At 74.0% G+C, this 14,726-nt stretch carries 13 protein-coding genes; 4 read left to right on the top strand and 9 right to left on the bottom strand.

Translation table 11 applies throughout. From position 1 onward, the window contains the following. Window positions 1-47: 47 nt before the first annotated feature. Window positions 48-674 carry a membrane protein YczE gene (gene yczE, locus AB0C21_RS19180; protein WP_500205674.1) on the top strand — a complete coding sequence of 209 codons (627 nt, stop codon included), beginning with the start codon at window positions 48-50 and terminating at the stop codon, window positions 672-674. Window positions 675-688: 14 nt separating this feature from the next. Here yczE and AB0C21_RS19185 read toward each other — a convergent pair whose 3' ends face one another. The 4 genes from AB0C21_RS19185 to AB0C21_RS19200 form a co-directional block, all read right to left on the bottom strand. Next, window positions 689-1,819, bottom strand: a complete 1,131-nt coding sequence (locus AB0C21_RS19185) for a glycerate kinase (protein ID WP_500205676.1) — start codon at window positions 1,817-1,819, stop codon at window positions 689-691. Next, window positions 1,816-2,706, bottom strand: a complete 891-nt coding sequence (locus AB0C21_RS19190) for a hypothetical protein (protein WP_500205677.1) — start codon at window positions 2,704-2,706, stop codon at window positions 1,816-1,818. The genes AB0C21_RS19185 and AB0C21_RS19190 overlap by 4 nt, the downstream gene beginning before the upstream one ends. Then, window positions 2,703-3,818, bottom strand: coding sequence for a S66 peptidase family protein (locus AB0C21_RS19195; protein WP_500205679.1), 1,116 nt, complete (start codon window positions 3,816-3,818; stop codon window positions 2,703-2,705). Before AB0C21_RS19195 ends, AB0C21_RS19190 begins: the two co-directional genes overlap by 4 nt. Window positions 3,819-3,906: 88 nt before the next feature. Beyond that, the gene (locus AB0C21_RS19200) at window positions 3,907-4,674 is read right to left on the bottom strand and encodes an SIR2 family NAD-dependent protein deacylase (RefSeq protein ID WP_500205680.1); all 768 of its coding nucleotides are present in this window, start codon (window positions 4,672-4,674) and stop codon (window positions 3,907-3,909) included. Window positions 4,675-4,813: 139 nt separating this feature from the next. On the opposite strand from AB0C21_RS19200, the gene AB0C21_RS19205 reads away from it, so the two are divergent. Next, entirely contained in the window at window positions 4,814-5,779 is a 966-nt protein-coding gene (locus AB0C21_RS19205) for a sulfotransferase family protein (protein WP_500205682.1), read from the top strand. A 22-nt stretch (window positions 5,780-5,801) separates the two neighbouring features. Here the strand turns inward: AB0C21_RS19205 and AB0C21_RS19210 are convergent, their stop codons facing one another. Next, the gene (locus tag AB0C21_RS19210; protein WP_500205780.1) at window positions 5,802-7,763 is read right to left on the bottom strand and encodes an ABC transporter ATP-binding protein; all 1,962 of its coding nucleotides are present in this window, start codon (window positions 7,761-7,763) and stop codon (window positions 5,802-5,804) included. A gap of 197 nt (window positions 7,764-7,960) precedes the next feature. Between AB0C21_RS19210 and AB0C21_RS19215 the strand changes: the two genes are divergently transcribed. Further along, complete coding sequence (locus tag AB0C21_RS19215) at window positions 7,961-9,901, top strand: Xaa-Pro dipeptidyl-peptidase (RefSeq protein ID WP_500205684.1); 1,941 nt, start codon at window positions 7,961-7,963, stop codon at window positions 9,899-9,901. A 42-nt stretch (window positions 9,902-9,943) separates the two neighbouring features. On the opposite strand, the gene AB0C21_RS19220 is transcribed toward AB0C21_RS19215, so the two are convergent. The 3 genes from AB0C21_RS19220 to AB0C21_RS19230 all read right to left on the bottom strand — a co-directional run bounded on the left by AB0C21_RS19220 (window position 9,944) and on the right by AB0C21_RS19230 (window position 12,846). Further along, window positions 9,944-10,771: an enoyl-CoA hydratase/isomerase family protein gene (locus AB0C21_RS19220; RefSeq protein ID WP_149258194.1), complete on the bottom strand. Its 828-nt coding sequence runs from the start codon at window positions 10,769-10,771 to the stop codon at window positions 9,944-9,946. A gap of 147 nt (window positions 10,772-10,918) precedes the next feature. Then, window positions 10,919-11,131, bottom strand: a complete 213-nt coding sequence (locus tag AB0C21_RS19225; RefSeq protein ID WP_021596738.1) for a helix-turn-helix domain-containing protein — start codon at window positions 11,129-11,131, stop codon at window positions 10,919-10,921. A 116-nt stretch (window positions 11,132-11,247) separates the two neighbouring features. Then, a complete protein-coding gene (locus AB0C21_RS19230; RefSeq protein ID WP_149258193.1) occupies window positions 11,248-12,846 on the bottom strand; it encodes an ABC-F family ATP-binding cassette domain-containing protein in 1,599 nt (532 codons plus the stop codon). Window positions 12,847-13,116: 270 nt separating this feature from the next. Between AB0C21_RS19230 and AB0C21_RS19235 the strand changes: the two genes are divergently transcribed. Further along, window positions 13,117-13,911 carry a VOC family protein gene (locus tag AB0C21_RS19235; protein WP_500205685.1) on the top strand — a complete coding sequence of 265 codons (795 nt, stop codon included), beginning with the start codon at window positions 13,117-13,119 and terminating at the stop codon, window positions 13,909-13,911. Between the two features lie 51 nt (window positions 13,912-13,962). On the opposite strand, the gene AB0C21_RS19240 is transcribed toward AB0C21_RS19235, so the two are convergent. Next, the gene (locus AB0C21_RS19240) at window positions 13,963-14,724 is read right to left on the bottom strand and encodes an AIM24 family protein (RefSeq protein WP_149258191.1); all 762 of its coding nucleotides are present in this window, start codon (window positions 14,722-14,724) and stop codon (window positions 13,963-13,965) included. Window positions 14,725-14,726 lie beyond the last annotated feature (2 nt).

Consider the following 14,726-nt stretch of genomic DNA (forward strand, 5'->3'; position numbering starts at 1 on the left):
TAACAGTGGTGCGGGATGATGGTGACCAGTGGAGGGAAATCCCGATAATGGCCTTGATGGCACGTCGCTTGGTACAGCTCTACGTTGGATTGGCCTTGTACGGGCTGGGCATCGCCCTCCAGGTGGCGTCCGGGCTCGGCAACGACCCCTGGGACGTCTTCCACCAGGGGCTCTCCCGGCGCTTCGGCCTGTCGATCGGCGCCTGGATCATCATCGCGGGCGCCCTCGTGATGCTCGCGTGGATCCCGCTGCGGCAGCGGCCCGGCATCGGGACGATCAGCAACGTCGTGCTCGTGGGCGTGTTCGCCGACCTGTTCCTGTGGCTGCTGCCCGCCCCGGACGCGCTCGCCGGGCGCTGGGCCTACCTGATCGCCGCCGTGCTGGTGGGCGGCTTCGCCACCGGCTGCTACATCGGCGCCGGCCTCGGCCCGGGCCCCCGGGACGGGCTGATGACGGGGCTCGCGGCGCGCGGCCACTCGATCCGGGTGGTCCGGACGGCAATCGAGCTGACCGTGCTGGCCGCCGGATGGCTGCTCGGCGGCACCGTCGGCGTGGGAACGGTCCTCTACGCCGTGGCGATCGGGCCGCTGGCCCACGTCCTGCTGCCCCGGTTGACCGTCCGGGCCCCCGTCCCCGCGCCCGCTCCGGAACCCGAGCCCGCCTGCGTGCCCTAGCTGAGGAAGGCTCCCTAGCGGAGGAAGAGGCGCACCGCCTGCTCGGCGACGGCCGCGAGCAGGGGCGCGGCGCCCGCCTTCAGCTCGTCCAGGGTGCGGGGCCCGTCGGCGAGGCTGAACGCGGCGGTCAGGCCGAGCGCGTGCAGCTCGTCGAGCGGCCCGGCGACGCCGCCGGCCAGGGCGACGCACGGGACGCCGCGGTCCCGGGCGAGCGCCGCGACCGCGGACACCACCTTGCCGCCGGCGCTCTGCCCGTCCACGCGGCCCTCGCCCGTGACGACCAGGTCGGCGCCGTCGAGTGCGGCGGGCAGGCCGACGGCCTCGGCGACGAGGCCGGCGCCGCCCGACGGCTCGGCGCCCAGCAGCCCGACCAGGCCGCCGCAGGTGCCGCCGGCCGCGCCCGCTCCCGGCAGGTCGTGGACGCGCGGGCCGCCGCGCGCGGCCACGGCGTCGGCGAAGACGGTGAGGGCGGCGTCCAGCTCCGCGACCTGGGCGGGCGAGGCGCCCTTCTGCGGGCCGAACACGGCGGCCGCGCCGGCGGGCCCGACGAGCGGGTTGGTCACGTCGCAGGCCACCCGGAACCGGGTCGCGCGGACCTCCTCCGGCACTGCGGAGTCGTCGATCGAGGCCAGCCGGGCGAGCGCGGCGCCGCCCGGGGGCAGCTCCGCGCCGGCGGCGTCCAGGAACCGGACGCCGAGCGCGCTCAGCAGCCCGGCGCCGCCGTCGGTGCTGGCGCTGCCGCCGATGCAGACCAGGACGTCGCGGGCGCCGCGCCGCACGGCGTCGGCGATCAGCTCGCCGGTGCCGGTGGTGGCGGCGTCCATCGGGGCGGGCGCGACGTCCTCGACCAGCGGCAGCCCGGAGGCCGCGGCCAGTTCGACGACCGCGGAGCGCCCGTCGCCGGACAGCGCGTAGCGCGCCTTGACCGGACGCCCCACCGGGTCGGTGGCGGCGACCTCGACGGCGTCGCCGCCGCGGGCGCTGAGGAAGCAGTCGAGGGTGCCCTCGCCGCCGTCGGCCATCGGCACCGCGGCGACCTCCGCGTCCGGCGCGGCGCGCCGGACGCCCGCCGCGACGGCGGCGCAGACCTCCGCCGCGGAGAGGCTGCCCTTGAACGAGTCGGGCGCGACGACGATCCGCGTCATCGCTCCGCAGCCAGCGTCGCGAGCACGGAGGCGAACTCCTCCGGCAGGACCAGCGTGTCGCCCTCGTAGCGGGTCTCCAGGCACGTCAGCTCGCCGGCCCGCCACCAGTACAGGTACGGGCTGAGCGACCCGGGGCCCTCCTCGTAGGCGCGGTGCGCCTGCGCCTGGAGCTCGGTCGCCGCCGCCACGGCCTCGCGGTAGCGCGCTCTCGGATGGCCCTCGGCGATCCGGAGCGGGTGCGCGACGATGAGGCTGCGGTTGGGCGCGATGACCAGCGCCCCGTACGGGCCGATCGGCAGGTACTCCTCCAGCCACGCCAGGTGCGTGACGGCGTAGAACGTCCACCCGTGCAGGACGGAGACGCGGACGCCGCCGAGGTCCTGCTCGTCGAGCTGGAGCGGGCCGTCGGCGCGGACGTTGGCGCGGCCGAGCATGAACAGGGCGTCGCCCGACACCGGCCAGCCGCCCATCTCCTCGGTGGTGACCGTCCGGACGGTGGTCGGCGTGTCGACCACCACCACCTCGATCAGTCCGGGTGCGAACGGCCGCGCCGCGAGCACCCCGTTGTCGGCCTCCGCCGGGTAGATGCGGGTGCGCAGCAGGTGCTGGGCGAGGTCGAAGTCGCTGAGGTCCAGCGGCTCCTCGATCGCGGTGACGATCGTGGTGACGTGGTCGGAGACCAGCGCGGGCCAGTCGTCGCGCGGCACGAGCCGGGCGAGCTGCCGCAGGTCGCGCAGGCTGACGTGCAGCCGGTTCGCGCCCTCCAGCAGCATGACCTCGCCGGGCGCGCGGCTGCACCGGTAGCCGAGGCTCTCGGCCACGAGGACGAGCAGCGAGTCGAGGGTCCCCTCGTCCCATGAGTCGGGACGGGCGTGGCGGCCGCTCATCGCGCACCTCCCGGGGGCGCTTCGAGGGTGAGCGCGCCGGTGTCCGGCACGGCGGGGTGCGGATCTGCGGGGTCGTGGCCCGGCGGGGCCGGGGCGTGCAGCACGGCGGGTGCGCCGAGTTCCAGGGTGTGCTGGCGCGGCCCGTGCCCGGCGGGGAGGCCGGCGAGGACGGGGACGCCGAGCGGGCCGAGCCGCGCGGCGAACACCGCGTCGAGCTCGGCGGGGTCGCCGCAGTCCTTCCAGGAGCCGAGCGCCACCCCCGCCGCGCCGTCGAACCAGCCGGCCTGGAGCAGCTGGACGAGCATCCGGTCGACCCGGTAGGGCGCCTCGGTGACGTCCTCCAGGAAGACGATGCGGCCCGCGGCGGGCGGCGGCGCGTACGGGGTGCCGAGCAGCGCCGTCAGGAGCGAGAGGGTGCCGCCGGTCAGCGGGCCCTCCGCGCGGCCGGGCCGCAGCGTGCGGGTGCCGGGCAGGGTGGCGGCCCCGCCGAACAGGGCCGCGCGCAGGGCGTCCAGGGAGTCGTCGGGGGCCGCGGGATCGAGGTCGGCGATCACTCCGGCGGGCATGGGGCCGAAGGAGGTCGTGACGCCCAGGCGCGTTCCAAAGGCGGCGTGCAGCGCGGTGATGTCGCTGGAGCCGTGCAGGATCTTCGGCCCGCCGGAGGCCGGGGACGCCTCGGTCGCGGCGCGCAGGGCGTCCCAGTCGAGGAGGTCGAGCACGCGGGTGGCGCCGTAGCCGCCCCGCGCGCAGACCACCGCGCGGACGCTCGGGTCGCACCAGGCGGCCTGGAGGTCGGCGGCGCGGTCGGCGTCGGCTCCGGCCAGCCGGTGCCAGTCGCCGCGCACCGGCTCGGCGGAACCGAGGTTGACCTGGTCGAGGGCGTGCTTCCCGACCACGGTGTCAAGGCCGAGGTCGCGCAGGACCGCGCAGCCGGCCTCCAGCCGGGCGGGCTCGGCAGGACCGCTGGGCGCGACCACCGCGACGCGGTCGCCGGGCACCAGACGCCGGTACCTGCGGGCCTTGCGCGCGCGCTCCGGACCGCCGGGCGTGCCGACGGCGGGCGCGTCAGGCGGCCCGCCGGCCGCCACCGCGCGGGCGCCCCCGCTGTTCAACCCGATCCCTCCTCGCACCGCGACGGATAGAGCTTGTCAGGATCCGGACGCCAGTGGAAGGGGCGACCGGTCACGACCCGCCAACAGATCATCGCCCCGTGCCGAGCGCGAGGCCGGCGAGACGCGGCAGCGTCTCGCCGATCGGCCGGCGCAGCACCGCGTCGGCCAGCCCATCGTACGGTGTCTCCTCCGCGTTGATGATCACCAGGCGGGCGCCGTGGTCGACGGCCTCCAGGCACAGCCCGGCGGCGGGCTGCACGGTGAGCGAGGTGCCGACGGCCAGGAACAGGTCGCAGGACCGCGCGGCGGAGATCGCCGCGTCCAGGACGTCCTGGTCCAGCGCCTGGCCGAAGGAGATCGTCGCGGACTTCTGGATGCCGCCGCACTCGGCGCAGAGCGGGTCGGCCTCCCCGGCCTCGACGCGCGCGATGATCTCCGGCATCGGGGTGCGCAGCCCGCAGGACAGGCACACGGCCTCGCGCGCGGTGCCGTGGATCTCGATGACGGCGCGCTCGGAGGATCCGGCGCGCTGGTGCAGGCCGTCGATGTTCTGGGTGATCAGGGCGCGGAGCCGTCCGGCCCGCTCCAGCTCGACCAGCGCGGCGTGCGCGGCGTTCGGCTCGGCCTCCCAGAAGGGGGCGTCGCACCGGGCCCGCCAGGCGCGGCGCCGGACCTCGGGGTCGGCGAGGTAGGAGCCGATCGTGGACATCGCCTCCGCCGAGGGGTCGCGCGTCCAGACGCCCTTCGGGCCGCGGAAGTCGGGGATCCCGCTGTCGGTGGAGATGCCGGCGCCGGTGAGCACCGTGATCGCCTCGGCCTCCGGCAGAAGCCGGGCGAGCGTCAGGGGAGCGTCCACCTCACCATCGTAGGTCCGGGTCGGACCCGCGCGTCCCGGTGACGGTGCGGTCCGCGGCGGTTAACGGATGGGTATCGGGCGGGCCTCACGGAGGGTCACGGGCCGCCCCGCCCTCAAAAGGTGACAAACTTGGCCCGGTATGAGGTCGACGCCGCACATCCTGGTGATCAACGGCACCAAGGTCCGCCGCCCGGTGTTCATCCTGGGCGCTCCGCACTCGGGTGCGGAGCTGCTGGCGCGCGCGGTCAAGCGCTCCCCCGGCTTCCACCTGACCACCGGCCGGCCGGGTGTCCTGCGCGTCACCTACGCCTTCGCCCGGCAGCCCTCGATCGCCGAGCGCGGGGAGGGCGCCGCCCGCGTGCTGCGCGACGCCTTCGCGCAGGCGTGGCAGGTGTCGGCGCGGGCCTGCGCGGAGTGCCCGGACGAGTGCCGGGAGATGGGCGGGCTGCCGCCGCGCCCGCCCGGCCGCCCGGAGGGGCCCGCGCCCGGCACCGAGCTGCCCGGCCCGTGCGTGCGGGCGCAGGGGCTCGCCCGGTTCGCCGACGCCTCCCCCGACCTGATCTACAGCGCCGACGTGCTGCTGGACGCCTTCCCCGACGCCCAGCTCGTCCAGGTGATCCGGGACGGCCGGGACGTGGTCGCCGACATGCTGGCCGACGAGCGCTGCCTGGCCTGGTTCAAGCCGGGGCTGGCCAACCTCGACACGGTGTTCCCCAACCCGTTCTTCGGCGTGGAGGACCACACGGACCGCAGCCGGTGGCCGCGCGCGGCGACCGCCGTGAAGTGCGCCCTGCGGTGGCGGGGCTCGGTGCGGCTCAGCGCCAGGCTCCGCCTCCAGGTGCCGGAGGAGCAGCTGGTCACGGTCCGGTTCGAGGAGCTCGTCGCCCGGCCGCGCCGGGTCGGGGCCGAGCTGGCGGAGTACCTCGACGCGCCGCTGTCGAAGTCGGCGCTGTCGGGGCTGGTGCGGGCCGGCGCGCAGGACGCCGCGGAGCCGGGCGTCGGGGTGTGGCGCGAGCGCCTCACCCCGCGGCAGGCCGCCCAGGTCGAGAAGGTCGCGGGCACCGAGCTGCGGCGGCTCGGCTACCCGGTCGGCCCGGACGCCTGAGCGGCCGCCGCCCGGCCCTCGGCTACTCGGCCCCCAGCGGCTCGGCCCGCAGCTCCTCCCCGGGACCGGAATCGCGCTGGTGCGAGAACTGCGTGCGGTAGAGCTCGGCGTACAGGCCGCCCTCCAGCAGCAGCTCCTCGTGCCGGCCCCGCTCGGCGACCCGGCCGCCGTCGATCACCAGGATCTGGTCGGCCTCCCGGATCGTGGACAGCCGGTGCGCGATCACCAGGGACGTCCGGCCGGCCAGGGCGGTGCGCAGGGCCCGCTGGACGGCCGCCTCGGACTCGGAGTCCAGGTGCGCGGTCGCCTCGTCCAGCACGACCACCGACGGCGCCTTGAGCAGCAGCCGGGCGATGGCCAGCCGCTGCTTCTCCCCGCCCGACAGCCGGTAGCCGCGGTCGCCGACGACGGTGTCCAGCCCCTCGGGCATCGCGGCGACGAGTTCGCCGATGTGCGCCGCCTCCAGCGCGGCGAGGATCTCCTCGTCGGAGGCGTCGGGGCGGGCGTAGCGCATGTTCTCGCGGATCGTGTCGTGGAACAGGTGCGCGTCCTGGCTGACGACGCCGATCTCGGCGCGCAGCGACTCCAGCGTGACGTCGCGGACGTCGACGCCGCCGATCCGGACCGCGCCGTCCGACACGTCGTACAGCCGCGACACCAGGTGCGTGATCGTCGACTTGCCCGCGCCGGACGGCCCGACGAGCGCGACGAGCCGCCCCGGCGCGGCGGTGAAGTCGACGTCGTGCAGCACCTCCCGGCCGGGCGCGGTGTCGGTGCGCGCGATCGACTCCAGCGAGGCGAGCGACACCTCCTCCGCCGACGGGTAGGCGAACCGGACGTGGTCGAACTCGATCGACGGGGCCTTCGAGAGCGCCGGGCCCGAGCCGTTGCCGGACGGCGCGCGGGCCTCGGCCAGCTCCCGGGCGTCCTCGCGGTCGCGGACCAGCGGCTTCAGGTCGAGCACCTCGAACACCCGGTCGAAGCTGACGAGCGCGGTCATCACGTCCACGTGGACGTTGGACAGCGCGGTCAGCGGGCCGTACATCCGCGTCAGCAGGGTGGCGAGCGCGACGAGCGTGCCGAGCTGGAAGGCGCCGTCCACCACCAGGTAGCCGCCGACGCCGTAGACCATGGCGGTGGCGAGCGCGGCGACCAGCGTCAGCGCGGTGAAGAAGACCCGCCCGTACATGGCGGCGACGACCCCGATGTCGCGGACGCGGGCGGCGCGGCCGGAGAAGTTCTCCTCCTCCTCGTCGGGTCGCCCGTAGAGCTTGGCGAGCATGGCGCCGGCGACGTTGAACCGCTCGGTCATCAGGGAGCCCATCTCGGCGTCCAGCACCATCTGCTCGCGGCTGATCCGGCTCAGCCGCTTGCCGACCCACTTGGCCGGCAAAATGAAGATCGGGAGCAGCAGCAGCGCGATCACCGTGACCTGCCAGGACAGCACGAGCATCGTCACCAGCACCAGGATCAGGCTGATCACGTTGGACACCACCGACGACAGGGTGGTGGTGAGGGCCCGCTGCGCGCCGATGACGTCGTTGTTGAGGCGGCTGACGAGCGAGCCCGTCTGCGCCCGCATGAAGAACGCGACGGGCTGCCGCTGGACGTGCGCGAACACCTGGCTGCGCAGGTCGTAGATCAGCCCCTCGCCGATGCGCGCCGAGTACCAGCGCTGCGCGAGGCCGAGCACGGCCTCCACCAGGGCGAGCCCGGCGACGGCGGCGGCGAGCCAGAGGACGACGCCCGACCGGCCCGGCACGATGCCGCGGTCGATGATCGATTTGAGCAGCAGGGGGTTGGCGACGACGATCAGCGCGGCCAGCGCGTTCAGCCCCAGGAACAGCGACAGCTCGCGGACATAGGGGCGGGCGTAGCCCGCGATCCGCCCCACGGTGCCGGGCGCCAGCTTCTGGTGGGTGACGGAGCTGTCCTTGCGGAACGAGGCCATCACCTGCCAGCCGTTGCCCGGCATTCCCGGCATTCCCACGAGCGCCTCCCGGAGAGCCTCGACGTGACCAAGTACGTAATCAAGTAAGCATCTCAGTATCCGCCGGACACAACGCGGACGCGCGCACCGCTCTTCCCGGCTCCGCTCACGGCGTAACGCGGCTCTGGACAAGCCGCTCCCGGGGTGTAAGCGTGATCTCCGTTCCAGGCTCACATCCCCCAGGAGCCCCTATGAGACGACGCCTCACCGGCGGCGCCGGCGTGATCACCCTCACCGCCGCGCTCGCCGCCACCACCGCGCTGCCCGCGGCGGCGGCCGGGCCCACGAGGTCCGCGCCCCGGCCTTCCCACGCCGACGCGGGAACCCACCAGGTCACGGTGCGGAACGGGGAGACGCAGCCGGTCTTCTCCCGGGCCGACGCCGTCACCCAGACCGTGAACATCGAGACAACGGCCGACAGCGACCGCGACGGCGTGCGGGACCGCGTGCAGTTGCGGATCATGCGCCCCAGGGAGACCGACACGGCCGGCCTCAGGGTCCCGACGATCCTGGAGCCGAGCCCGTACTGGGCCGGGATCAACGACGTCCCGAACCACCCGGTCGACATCGGCGACGCCGGGGCCCGCGCGCTGACCACGACGCAGCGCAACCTCGCCGAGATCTTCCCCGGCTACTACGACAACTACTTCCTGCCGCGCGGCTACGCCGTGGCCGACCTCGACAGCATCGGGACGGGCGGCTCGACCGGCTGCCCGACCTCCGGGGACCGCAGCGAGCAGGCGGGCGCCAAGGCCGCCGTCGACTGGCTGAACGGGCGGGCCCGGGGCTGGGCGCCGGACGGCACGCCGGTGGCGGCGACCTGGTCCACCGGGAACGTCGGCATGATCGGCCAGTCCTACAACGGGACGCTGCCGAACATGGCCGCCGCCACCGGGGTCGAGGGCCTGAAGGCCATCGTGCCGATCGCGGGCATCTCCAGCTGGTACGACTACTACCGCGCGGGCGGCGGCGTGGTCGCACCCGGCGGCTACCAGGGCGAGGACCTGGACGTCCTGGCCAAGGCGGTGCTGACCCGCAAGGACCCCGAGGTCTGCGCGAAGGTCATCGACGACATCGAGGCGACCCAGGACCGCGAGACCGGCGACTACTCCAAGGTGTGGGCGGAGCGCGACTACGTCGGGCAGGCGCGCAGGGTGCGCGCCGCCGTCATGGTCGTGCACGGGCTCAACGACTGGAACGTCAAGACCAAGAACTCCGTGCAGTGGTGGAACGCCCTGAAGGAGGCGGGCGTGCCGCGCAAGCTCTGGCTGCACCAGGGCAACCACTCCACGCCGTTCCGCTGGCGGGTCGAGGAGTGGCTGCGCCAGACGCTGCACTGGTTCGACCGCTACCTGTACGGCGTCCGCAACGGCATCGAGCGCGAGCCGCGGGTCGACGTCCAGCACGCGGACGGGACGTGGGAGACGGCGAAGGACTGGCCCGTCCCCGGCACCCGCACCGTGCCGCTCAGCCTCAACGCCGGCCCCTCCGGGCAGCCGGGCGCCCTCGGCCTCGCGCCCCGCCCCGGCGCGGCGCAGTCGTTCGCGGACGCGGGCAGGACCCGCACCGCCGAGCAGCTCCTCGTGAACGAGGACCGCGCCGACCCGAACCGGCTCGCCTACCTGACCGGCCCGCTGGCGGCGCCCGTCCGGGTGGACGGCATCCCGTCGGTGTCGCTGCGGGCCTCGCTGGACGGCCGGTCGCCGTACCTGACGGCGCTGCTGGTCGACTACGGCACCGACACCCGTCCCACGGGCGCGCGGGTCACCACGGGCGAGCAGGTCTGCTACGGCGAGAGCGTGCCGGGCGATCCCGGCTGCACGACCCGGCAGGTGCTGCAGACCGAGACCGCCCCCTACAAGATCATCACGCGGGGGTGGCTGGACGCGCGGAACCGGCACGACTTCGCCAGGACCGAACCGATCGAGGCGGGCAGGACCTACGCCTTCACGTGGGACCTCGAACCGACCGACTACACGGTGAAGGCCGGCCACCGGCTCGGCGTGGTGCTGCTGTCGACCGACTACGACTACACGCTCCGCTACCCGGCGGGGACCGAGGTCGCCGTGCGGCCGGGCGTCAGCAAGGTGCTGCTCCCGCTGGCGCGGGGCGGCCGCGAGTCGCTCCGCTAGAGCGGCGCGGCGGGCCGGGGGCCTCCCCCGGCCCGCCGGCCGTCACTTTCCGAAGACCTCGCGGAGGCGGCCGATCTGCTCGCGGCGCTCGGCGGCGCACTGCTCGTCCAGGGTGTTCTCGGCGGCCTGCCACAGCAACCGCTTGGTCGCGACGGCCGCACCCGGGTTCACCGCGAGCAGGGCGCCGGCGAGGTCGCGGACGGCGCCGTCCAGGCCGTCGCGCGGGACCACGGTCTCGGCCAGCCCGATCCGGGCCGCCTCGTCGGCGAGGACCGTCCGGGCGGTGAGGCACAGCTCCAGGGCGCGCCCGATCCCCACGATCTCGACCAGCGGCTTGGTGCCGGTCAGGTCGGGGACGAGCCCGAGCGCGGGCTCCTTCATGCAGAACTTGGCGTCGTCGGCGACCACGCGGATGTCGCAGGCCAGCGCGAGCTGGAAGCCGGCGCCGATGGCGTGGCCGTGCACCGCCGCGACGGAGACGATGTCGGGGCGCCGCAGCCAGGTGTAGCCCTCCTGGAGCTCGGCGATGAAGCGGTCGGTGCCCTCGGCGTCGGAGCCGTCGGTGAACCCCTCGCCGCCTCCGCCGCCGGAGAACATGCCGAGGTCGATGCCGGCCGAGAACGAGGGGCCCGCGCCCTTCAGGACGACGACGCGCACGTCCGAGGGCAGGGAGCGCCCGATCGCGGCGAGGCCGCGCCAGGTCGCGAACGTCATGGCGTTGCGCCGCTCGGGCCGGTTCAGGGTGACGGTCGCGACCGCGCCGTCCACGTCGAGCCGGAGGCCCGCCTCGTCGAGGCCGGGCGGGACGTGCCGAGCCGCCTCCGCCGCCGTGGCCGTTTCCGGCCTGCCGGCCGTGGTCGCGTCCCCCATGGGTCTTCCTTCCGATGAGCGTTTCGGGTCCCGTCCCGCCGTCCACGGGGCGGGACCCGAGATCCTGTCCGCCGCCGCGACCGAACCTTACTCGGTCGGTCGCGGCGCCGGGTCAGGCGGTGCGCTCATCCGGGGGCCGGTGTCCGGTCAGGACTTCTTGCCCCGGGTCGCGCCACCGCGACCGCGCAGGTTGACGCCGGACTCGGTCAGAATCCGGTGGATGAAACCGTACGAGCGGCCGGTGGCGGCTGCCAGGGCGCGGATGCTCTCGCCGGAGTCGTACCTCTTCTTCAGGTCCGCCGCCAGCTTGTCGCGCTCGGCACCGGTCACGCGGGTGCCCTTCTTCAGGGTCTCGGCCACGAGTACCTCCCGTAGTGATGTGGTGACCGCTGCGTTATCCCCCGCCATGATCAGTCATTCCCGCCGGTTCGGCTACCCACTCGGCCAGAAAAGATCTGCGGAAGTCATCCCGCAGGTCACGCGAGCGCCACCAGATCGGCAAACTCGTCACTCCAGATGTCTTCCACACCATCTGGGAGCAAAATCACTCTTTCCGGTGCCAGCGCCTCGACCGCGCCCTCGTCGTGGGTCACCAGGACGATCGCCCCGGCGAACGTCCGCAGCGCCGCGAGGATCTCCTCCCGGCTCGCCGGGTCGAGGTTGTTGGTGGGCTCGTCCAGCAGCAGCACGTTCGCGCTGGACACCACGAGCATCGCCAGCGCCAGCCGGGTCTTCTCCCCGCCGGACAGCACCCCTGCGGGCTTGTCGACGTCGTCGCCGGAGAACAGGAACGAGCCCAGGATCTTGCGGACCTCGACCGGTGCCAGCCCGGGGGCGGCCGACTGCATGTTCTCCAGGACGGACCGCTCGACCTCCAGGGTCTCGTGCTCCTGGGCGTAGTAGCCGATCCGCAGCCCGTGCCCGGCCACGACCGTCCCGGTGTCGGGCTTGTCGACCCCCGCCAGCATCCGCAGCAGGGTCGTCTTGCCCGCGCCGTTCAGGCCGAGCACGACCACGCGGCTGCCGCGGTCGATGGCCAGGTCCACGTCGGTGAATATCTCCAAAGATCCGTACGATTTCGACAAACCCTCCGCGGTGAGGGGGGTTTTGCCACAGGGTGCCGGGTCCGGGAAGCGAATTTTGGCCACCTTGTCGGCCTGCCGCTCGCCCTCGACGCCCGCCAGCAGCTGCCGGGCCCGCCGGTCCATCTGCTGGGCGGCCTTGGCCTTGGTGGCCTTGGCGCGCATCTTGTCGGCCTGCGACAGCAGCGCGGACGCCTGCCGCTGGGCGTTCGCCGTCTCGCGCTTGCGCCGCCGCTCGTCGGTCTCGCGCTGGTCGAGGTACTTCTTCCAGCCGACGTTGTAGATGTCGATCACGCAGCGGTTGGCGTCCAGGTGGAACACCCGGTTGACCACCGCGTCCAGCAGCTCCACGTCGTGGCTGATGACGACGAGGCCGCCCTGGTGGCCCTTCAGGAAGTCGCGCAGCCAGACGATCGAGTCGGCGTCCAGGTGGTTGGTGGGCTCGTCCAGCAGCAGGGTGTCGGCGCCGGAGAACAGGATGCGGGCCAGCTCGACGCGCCGCCGCTGGCCGCCCGACAGCGTGCCGAGCGGCTGGCTCATCACCCGGTCGGGCAGGCCGAGGCTGGAGGCGATCGAGGCGGCCTCGGCCTCGGCGCTGTAGCCGCCGAGGACGTGCAGCCGCTCCTCCAGCCGCCCGTACCGGCGGACGGCCTTGTCGCGGCCGGCGTCCGTGGCGGTCGCCATCGCCTCCTCGGCGGCGCGCAGGTCGCGGATCACCTCGTCCAGCCCCCGGGCCGAGAGGATCCGGTCGCGGGCCAGCTCGTCCAGGTCGACGCCGCGGGGGTCCTGCGGGAGGTAGCCGATCGTCCCGGAGGACGTCACGGCGCCCTGCGCGGGCTGCGCCTCGCCCGCCAGGACCTTGGTGAGCGTGGTCTTGCCGGCGCCGTTGCGGCCGACGAAGCCGACCCGGTCGCCGGGGTTGACCCGGAAGGTGGCGGCCTCGATCAGCAGCCGGGACCCGGCGCGCAGCTCGATGTCTTTCGCAATGATCACAGTGACAGGGCTCCCCTGACGGACGGCTCGGTGGACAGGCACGAAGAAGCGCGCCGCGCGGTCCTGTGACCGGGGCGCGCTGGGCGGCCTGTCAGTTCGGGAGCGGAACCATCCGCCCAGTGTACGTGAAGCCGGGCCGGTCCCGGCCATCCCGGAGCCCGCCGGGAGCCGATGTGTAGACGCGGAGGGCGGGGCCAGGATGGAAGTGGCGGCGCGTGCGACGGGACGGCATCGGGGCCGTGGTCCCCGGCACGAAGGAGTGTGAGGCAGATGACCCAGGTCACGAGCAACGCGCCTGACGGGACGCCCACCTGGCTGGACATCGGCATCCCCGACCTCGACCGCGCCAAGACGTTCTACGGGACCCTCATGGGCTGGCAGTTCGAGGACACGGGGGCGGAGGCGGAGCATTACCACCTGTGCAACCTGCGCGGCGAGCCCGTCGCCGGGATGATGCGTCACCCCGAGGGCGAGCCGGAGGTGTACTGGTGGGAGGTCTACTTCGCCGCCGACGACTGCGACGGGCTCGTCAAGCGGGTCACCGACGCGGGCGGCGAGGTGGTCGTCCCTGCCATGGACGTGATGGACCGCGGGCGCATGGCGATCGTCCGCGACCCGCAGGGCGCGCAGTTCGGCCTGTGGCAGGGCCGCGCCCACCCGGGCTCGCGGATCGTCAACGTCCCGGGGTCGTTCGTGTGGAACGAGCTGGTCACGCGCGACTCGGCCGCGGCCGGGGAGTTCTACCGGGCGGTGTTCGGCTACGAGCTCGAACCGATGCCGGGCGACATGGACTACACCGTCCTGCGGCGGGCGGGCGACGGCCGCTACGTCGGCGGCATCCTCGGCGGCTCCGGCATCGCGCTCGGCGGCGACGACCGCCCGGCCTCGTCCTGGACGACGTACTTCGCGGTCGACGACGCCGACGAGGCGGTCCGCAGGGTCCGCGCGGGCGGCGGGACCGTCGACTCCGAGCCGCAGGACAGCCCGTACGGGCGGTCGGCCGCCGTCCGCGACCCCTTCGGGGTCCCGTTCCACGTGATGAAGCCGGCGCCCGAGCAGTCCTGACCCGGCGGCCCCGCGCGGGGGCCGGACTCGCCCGTCCGGCCCCCGGGGGGGTCAGCCCTGGCGCTCGGCGGCGAGCCGCTGCGTGATCGTGTGCTGGAGCCGCTGGAGGCCGGACGTGCCGACCAGCCCGATCTGGCCTTCGAGGTCGCGCAGCAGGACGTCCTCGTTCATCACGACCTCCGACGACTGCATCATCACGGTGCCCTGGCCGGTGAAGTCGAACTGGTGCTCCTCGCCGGACGAGCCGCCGATCCCGAAGATCATCCGGGCGGCGCCGAACGCGCCGCGCATGTAGGAGTGGTCGTAGTGGTGGCAGGGCGAGGGGCAGTCGGCCCAGCCGAGCAGCGCCTGCGGGTCGACGCGGATCGGCGGTTCGACGAAGTGCACGGGCCCGTTGGACGCGGCGACGAACCGGCCCGTGCCGATCAGGGTCAGGAACCCCGGGATGATCGACTGCTTGAGCTCCAGCCCCGGCTCGAAGGCGAGCAGGTTCCCGGCCCGGACGGTGAGGTTGCCCTCCTCCAGGTCGAAGGAGTTGACGTCGAACCCGCGGTCGGCGAGGACGAGCTTGCCCTGCCCCTGCGCGACGATCCAGTCCTGCGCGTACAGCGGGGAGTTGAACGTGTGCGCGACGAGGGAGTCCAGCGGGCCGGCCGACAGCGCCTCGAACCTGATCTGCCCGTAGTAGGCGATCATCTTGCCCTTCTGCGCGAACCACTGGCCGTTGAGGTCGACGCTGAAGGCGTAGGGGTTGACGTTGTCGTTGGACGGCAGGGTCGTGGGGTTCCAGGTCTGCGTGCCGAACGTGCTCACGG

It is taken from the genome of Spirillospora sp. NPDC049024, from assembly GCF_040649235.1.
Lineage (GTDB): Bacteria > Actinomycetota > Actinomycetes > Streptosporangiales > Streptosporangiaceae > Spirillospora.

Bases quoted from the DNA above. Each gene is read 5' to 3' on its own strand.
- AB0C21_RS19220 (WP_149258194.1), bottom strand. From the start codon at position 10,771: ATGGGGGACGCGACCACGGCCGGCAGGCCGGAAACGGCCACGGCGGCG.
- yczE (WP_500205674.1), top strand. From the start codon at position 48: ATGGCCTTGATGGCACGTCGCTTGGTACAGCTCTACGTTGGATTGGCC.
- AB0C21_RS19210 (WP_500205780.1), bottom strand. From the start codon at position 7,763: ATGCCGGGAATGCCGGGCAACGGCTGGCAGGTGATGGCCTCGTTCCGC.
- AB0C21_RS19190 (WP_500205677.1), bottom strand. From the start codon at position 2,706: ATGAGCGGCCGCCACGCCCGTCCCGACTCATGGGACGAGGGGACCCTC.
- AB0C21_RS19205 (WP_500205682.1), top strand. From the start codon at position 4,814: ATGAGGTCGACGCCGCACATCCTGGTGATCAACGGCACCAAGGTCCGC.
- AB0C21_RS19215 (WP_500205684.1), top strand. From the start codon at position 7,961: ATGAGACGACGCCTCACCGGCGGCGCCGGCGTGATCACCCTCACCGCC.
- AB0C21_RS19235 (WP_500205685.1), top strand. From the start codon at position 13,117: ATGACCCAGGTCACGAGCAACGCGCCTGACGGGACGCCCACCTGGCTG.
- AB0C21_RS19185 (WP_500205676.1), bottom strand. From the start codon at position 1,819: ATGACGCGGATCGTCGTCGCGCCCGACTCGTTCAAGGGCAGCCTCTCC.